The organism is Paracoccus sigandri, from assembly GCF_003709565.1.
GTDB lineage: Bacteria > Pseudomonadota > Alphaproteobacteria > Rhodobacterales > Rhodobacteraceae > Paracoccus > Paracoccus siganidrum.
In genome coordinates this window covers 1-6,024 of sequence record NZ_QNRC01000070.1, presented here as the reverse complement: position 1 = coordinate 6,024, position 6,024 = coordinate 1, and the positions used below count along the sequence as shown (strand labels likewise).

The following is a 6,024-nucleotide window of genomic DNA, read 5'->3' as shown; positions in this document are numbered from 1 at the left end:
GGCACCGGAGGCCATCATCTGGCCTGCGCCGCCGCGTGGATCGGCACCGTCATCTGCACAGGCCATGGCAGAAAAGCCGATCATGCATTAAAGCTGAAACCGGACCACCCTATGGGGGCAGGCCAGACGAACCGGTCGAAGGCACCGATCTGCGCAGCTTCTTCCGCGCCATGGCGGTACAGAGCGAAGGGCGCGAAGCGGCGGTCAGGGTCAGCTTTCTGGTGAAATGCTGAAAAGGGGTGGCGGGGCTGCAATCCAGCGTTTTAAAGATACTGATGGAGAAAGAGAGCCGGTGCTGGCCTGCTGGTGTTTTTGAGCCCATTGCGGACAGTTAAACGGCGAGGGACATTGTCGGCTTGCTCCCGAAACCATCCTCCCCTTCTATGGTGACGGGCAGTCGCACATTCATCCCGCCAAAGGTTGCCCACACTTCTTTCAGCCAGACCATGACAATGTCCACGATGGCGTCATTCACGCTGAAGGGCTGATCAAACGGATCGAATAGGGGGACATCAGGTGTGACTGCCCCGTGAACGATCCGCACAGAGAAAAGAGATCGAAAGTCACTGATGGCCTTGTTGAGAACAAACAAGTCAGGCCCATCGAGATGCAGCATCACGGTGAACATTCCATCCGCATCTTGAGGCAGGTGGACGATGATCCGAATACTGCGTGTCTTTTCTGGTAGGCAGCGGTTTACTAACCGCAACATAGATACAGCGGTGTCTGTATGAGCACGGAGGACTGCGAGCAGAACCTGCTTATATTCATCTACGTCATTGACCACGGGCGTCTCCTCAAAACACGATGGACGCAGGTTCGCAGTAAGTTCGAACGGCTGCAATCGTCCGCTAAAGCTGCCGCTCCCCTGCATCCGTCATGCTGTCATGTCACGTCAGGCATATGGAGCGGCCCCCGAGGGATCTTGTCATCCCCCGCCTCCCTGATTCCGAGTGACCGCGAAGTGACCGCGGACATCTTCGGATATGGTGACAAGATGTCTGACCCCGCCTCTAAAGGCAGCTAAGCGCCTAAGAAATATGCTGAAAACCGCTCAAGGGAATGGTGGGCGGTGAGGGATTCGAACCCCCGACATCTTCGGTGTAAAGCCAGAAACTGCTTTGTCACGCCAGCGCAGCTCATGACACCGAACGGCATGAGAATGCAGGATCCGCAACATCGAGAAAACGGGCTGAGATGAGCCTCGAAGGCGCCGGGACATCCAATTTCGCGAAGTTTGGTTGAATCCAGTACTGGTGACCGGATGGTGACCGCGCGCCGCACGACTTGCCCTCCGCCCAGCCTTGCTTGTTGCACGAAACCGCTGTCGCCGGTAGGCTGAGCCGCATTTAGAGCCCTTTTGCATTGCACGCAGATGCCATTACGCCAGACGACGATTGCTGCCCGGCCCAGCCTGCCCGCGCCATTGGGTGCGCTTGCCGATGCCTTGCCCGCCGCTCCTGCCGGTCTGATCGATGCGCTTTTCGGGACGGATGCGCCGAAACATGTCTTCATGCTGGTGGACGCCTCGCTGCGCAGCGATATCACCGGCTTCTTCGACCTGGACAGTATCGGCCAGCCCGCCGCCTGCCTGTTCGACGGGGCAGCGGCCGAAAGCGCGCAGGAGACCGCGCCCTGGCTGGTCGACCTGACGATCCCCGCGCCCGACAATCCGGGAACGCTGTCCTTCCACCGACGATTCTTCCAGCAGCACTGGCCGGTCGGCACCAGCCTGCTGATCCAGACCGATGCCAGCTTTGACGCGATCCGCCGCCATCTGCGCCGCTTCACCAAATTGCCGGTCCAGGACGACGGCAAGCTGCGGTTCTTCCGGTTCTGGGATCCCCGCGTCCTGCGCCCGTTTCTGGACGCCATCCAGGATGACGCTCCGCGCCTGCGTCGGATGATGCTGACGGATGACGGAACCCCGATCCACTACCTGATCCACCACGAGGATGCCGACCTTCGGCTTTCACCCGAGATGGAAGAATTGGCGGCGGAGCCCATCACGCCGATGCGCCTGAACTATGCGGATTTCGATCCGATCGCCCGCGCACGGGCAACCGAGCGCCGCAAGCGGATGGCGGATCGGATCCGCCGGGATTTTGCCAGGGAGCTTGAACACAGGCCCCGCAAGGCGGTCGAGGCGGCGGTCAACCATGCCCTGCAGCGCTTCGGCGCCTATGGCTTCAGGATCCACGCCCATCTGCATTTCTTCGCGGCGTGGACGGTCTGCTATGGCGCCGATTTCGAGACCCGCGACCCGACGGGAAAACTGCTGGAGATCTGCCATTCGACGGGGCCCGAGATCCAGCGCTTCAAGGCGTTCAGGGAGCAGTTCGAACGCGCCTGGTCGGAGGCCGCCTAGATGTCGCCCCGCCACCAGCCGCCCTCCCCCTCCGAAGTCGCGATCCGCTCGGAACGCAGCGCCTATGCCGAGGCCATCCCACCGGGCGATGTCACCGCGCCGTGTCGCGGGCCGGTGCTGATCTGTGCCGAATACGACGATCGCTGGCGCACGCCCGTGACCATGGCGCCGCTGCGCGTCACCGACCGAGACGGGGTCGTGCTTGACGGAACGGCCCGCACCCAAGGCCTGCCCAGCTTCGGCATGCAGGATGGCGACGAGATCGACGGCGTGCGCCCGGAACTCGGCCGCTTCGACGTCAACGATGCCGCACGCGGGCCGGTCACGGTCGAGCTGGTTCCCGATCCCTCCGCCGCCAGCGAAGTCGATGCGCTGTCCCGACAAATCACCTCGGTGCTGAACGGTTTCAAATCCGAAATGGAAACCGCGCTCCTGCCCTGGATCACGGAATGGAATGAAAAGGGCATCCTGTCCATTCCCCGCGCCTACAGATCGGGACAGATGCGCGGGCTGTCCGAATGGTGGGAAGGCGAGAAGGATTTCTGGGCCTCTGTCGGGGGCTGGATCTCCAACGCCTTCAAGGCTGCCGTGAACGCCACGGTGCAGGCCGCCCAGGACCTGAAGGCCTGGTATGACGATCTGCCCTGGTATGGAAAGATCAGCCCGCTCGGCTATTGGCTTGTCCAGCAGATCGGCGATCTGTTCGAATCCGCGGTCGAGCTCTGGGAACGCCGCGAACAGATCATGGCCCTGGTCAAGGCCTTCGCGGAAGGCGCCATCAACGGCATCGAAACCGCGCTCGAGGCGCTGAAGGACCTTCCCGGCGAGGTCGGCGAACTCATCACACTTCTGGTCGACAAGAGTGCGGAATGGGTGGGCGCGCTGATCGAGATGATCCGCGAGACGGATGTCGTCGAGGAACTGTTCACCTCGATGGTCGGCATCGTCATGATGATGCCGCCGAATCTCTGGGCAGAAGCGCTTGGAACCGTCGAAGGATACCTGCTGCCCGAAGTGCTGCTGGCGATCGTCTTCGCGGTGATCGCGGCCCTCAGCGCGGGCGCCGGCAGCGCAGCGCTTGCGGCGCGCCTCGCGACCTTCGTGACCAAGGTTCGGGCGGCCCTGGTCGCCTTGGGCAAGATCGGGCCGCTGCTGCTGAAGATCTTCGGGAAACTGGACGAAATCGGCCAGTTGATCGTAAGACTTGTCAGGGCGCTGAAGCGGAAGATCGAGGAGGTTGCAAACGGAGTTACGGATAACGTAACGGCAATCGTCCGAGGCACGGCGCCGCTGCGTGAAGCTTACCGCCGAGAGGTGAGAGGGTTGGCTAGAAAAGCCGAACGTATGAGGGCTGAAGGGAAAAGCCCCGAGGAAATCGCAAGGACACTGCATGCCGACCGACGGAACCTGGGGATAAAATACAAGAACCTAACCCCACCAGAGAAACTTCAGGAAATATATGCCCGAAACTTGGAGAGGTATGGAGACGAGCTTGGGCCGACTATAGATTATCTGAGAAACGCACGAAAGAAAACGTGGGAACAAATAATCGAGAGCGCAAGTAGAGCCGGCGGAGGAGATCTGGGGCTATGAAAGTAAAACTTCAATCGAACAGCGTTTTCATGGAAGTTGGAGAACTTGACACAGAAGCAGGGACGATCTCGACGTCCAGAAAGATCGATCCTTCAATGAAAACAGACGGTATATATGAAATCATTGATGGCGATATTCTCGCGATATACCATGAAGACGGAAAAATTTACGGAAAAATTGCGAATACCACCTTTGAAATAAACGACGAGGCTTCCGCAACCATCGCTCCTGATGGATCGGAGAATATTCTCTCCATTATTCGAGACGAAAGTCCTTTCATCGAATACAGATACACCCCGAAGCCCGTCGACGAAAGCGACCCAACTCCCTTTGTAGAGAGTGAGGATGTCGACTTCTGTGTATTCTTTAGGAATATAATAAACACCCCGGAACGGCGAGAACTCTTCATATCATGATATCCCGAGAACGAGCGCCGACCGGAATCTAGGACGCGAACAATGACAACAACCTGTGTATATGAAGACGGTCAGGAACGCTGCCACATCAACAACGCATCATCAAACGCAGATTGCGAAATCTTAGCCAGGTACTTGGAAAATAAATGGGCAGCGAAGGTGCGAGAGGACTATAATGTCGGTTCCGACGCCAGATATGAAATCGAGCTAAACGGCTTCCTATTCGAACTTCGCCATCATTCAAGCCTGGGAAACTACTTGACCTCAAGGAATGGCCAAGTGAGCGTTGAGCTAAAAAATGTAATCTTGGATCTGAATAAACGGCTCGCATAGCCGCACATTATCCGCACGCTGCAATCAGCACATATTCCGCCCTGCGAATTTTCGGCCTTCCTTCTGATACGTTGATTCGTACAGCGTCGCGCCATGCCTCGCATCCAAAGGACCGCCGCTCAGACGCCTGACATGACGTGACGCTGCCCCAAGGCCACCACGGTTACGACGGTCACAGGGGGACACATCTCGTCGGCCTGCTTCGAGCGGGTGCCACGCTCATGATGAATCAGCCCGATCTGCAATCACCTGGCAACGGGGACACCTGTGAGGCGTGTGCCCCCTGTGAACATGCAACTCGGGCTCCCAACCGGAAAAAGCGAGAATAGCAGGTTTTTCGGCGCTTGCCCGAACTATCTGGTGGTCTATGCCGAGGCGGGCGAGACGCTGGTGATCCTGCGGGTCCTGCATGCCGCGCAGTAGTGGCCGTGAGGTGCAAGGGCAGCAAAGGACGGCCCTTTGCGGTCGGTCGAGCCACGCCGGTACTGCGCAGCGGCATTCCCCGAACCGGCCATTGGACACGGGATGCAGCATTTCGGGCTGCGGAGCGTCTGCGATGCGGACGGTCGATGCCCTTCGACACGGGAGCGTTTTGTCGTCCGCACATGACTGTAACGCTCGAATTGTAGCAGATAGCTGCTCAATATTCTCCAGTAAAAATTGTCCGAACAATGTCATCTTTTCGCAAAATCAGATCGATCACGTGGAGTGATGCAGCATATAGTTTTTCATTTCTTTCTGCGTCTGGATCACCGCTCTTCCCGCCGTGGAATAGATTATTTCTGACGCGCCGAACGGCTCCAATCAAATCTTGTACGGATGACACTTCCGCAGCATCCATCCAGTCGAGGTTGCCGCTGCCATCAACGATCTGGTGTTTGGGAGGAGTTAGAATAAGAGGTTTCACAACTTCAACTAGCCGAACTTGCTGCCAGAAGTCCGAACCAAGGCGCTCGTTAGCGTATCGATCCCAGACAATTTCGGCCGCGCCGGTTCGTCCTCGGCGAACGTATCCAGCCTCTTTAACTGCGAACTCCAGGCGCATCATACATTTGAATAGGATGATGCCATCATCGGCCACTTCGTTAATTTTTGAATAGTTTATCTGTTGTTCTGCCATGGGCACCCTCAGGAAGATATTCTTGAAGAAGTTGTAGACAAAGCTGAGTAGGCGAAGTGCTAGTCTGAGGTCGTGTCTCGGAACTGGTGGAAATTGGAAGGCGGCGTAATCTCCGGGTGAACTGACACCCACCCAACCGGCGGCGGCAACCGCCAGGGAGATCACGCCATGAAGCAGAATACCGACAGCTCGTC

The 6,024-nt window shown here is 57.9% G+C and carries 7 protein-coding genes; 5 read left to right on the top strand and 2 right to left on the bottom strand.

The genetic code is table 11. From position 1 onward, the window contains the following. The coding region (locus C9E82_RS24900) for a hypothetical protein (protein WP_221036009.1) at window positions 1-233 on the top strand (233 nt) is incomplete at its 5' end. Between the two features lie 98 nt (window positions 234-331). Here C9E82_RS24900 and C9E82_RS23395 read toward each other — a convergent pair. Then, a complete protein-coding gene (locus tag C9E82_RS23395) occupies window positions 332-787 on the bottom strand; it encodes a DUF6389 family protein (protein ID WP_147393166.1) in 456 nt (151 codons plus the stop codon). Between the two features lie 588 nt (window positions 788-1,375). Here C9E82_RS23395 and C9E82_RS23390 point away from each other — a divergent pair. From C9E82_RS23390 to C9E82_RS24725, 4 genes are all read left to right on the top strand, one after another. Beyond that, window positions 1,376-2,368: a DUF4123 domain-containing protein gene (locus C9E82_RS23390; RefSeq protein ID WP_119901021.1), complete on the top strand. Its 993-nt coding sequence runs from the start codon at window positions 1,376-1,378 to the stop codon at window positions 2,366-2,368. Next, window positions 2,369-3,961, top strand: a complete 1,593-nt coding sequence (locus C9E82_RS24895; RefSeq protein WP_205962248.1) for a phage tail family protein — start codon at window positions 2,369-2,371, stop codon at window positions 3,959-3,961. It begins immediately after the preceding gene. Continuing rightward, window positions 3,958-4,377 carry a hypothetical protein gene (locus tag C9E82_RS24295; RefSeq protein WP_147393165.1) on the top strand — a complete coding sequence of 140 codons (420 nt, stop codon included), beginning with the start codon at window positions 3,958-3,960 and terminating at the stop codon, window positions 4,375-4,377. The genes C9E82_RS24895 and C9E82_RS24295 overlap by 4 nt, the downstream gene beginning before the upstream one ends. A 618-nt stretch (window positions 4,378-4,995) precedes the next feature. Next, complete coding sequence (locus tag C9E82_RS24725; protein WP_183154142.1) at window positions 4,996-5,133, top strand: type II toxin-antitoxin system RelE/ParE family toxin; 138 nt, start codon at window positions 4,996-4,998, stop codon at window positions 5,131-5,133. 217 nt (window positions 5,134-5,350) lie between these two features. Here C9E82_RS24725 and C9E82_RS24720 read toward each other — a convergent pair. Further along, the coding region (locus tag C9E82_RS24720) for a hypothetical protein (RefSeq protein WP_170162182.1) at window positions 5,351-6,024 on the bottom strand (674 nt) is incomplete at its 5' end.

What these genes read in the sequence shown, in the direction of transcription:
- C9E82_RS23390 (WP_119901021.1), top strand. Translation starts at nt 1,376, where the DNA reads ATGCCATTACGCCAGACGACGATTGCTGCCCGGCCCAGCCTGCCCGCG.
- C9E82_RS24895 (WP_205962248.1), top strand. Translation starts at nt 2,369, where the DNA reads ATGTCGCCCCGCCACCAGCCGCCCTCCCCCTCCGAAGTCGCGATCCGC.
- C9E82_RS24295 (WP_147393165.1), top strand. Translation starts at nt 3,958, where the DNA reads ATGAAAGTAAAACTTCAATCGAACAGCGTTTTCATGGAAGTTGGAGAA.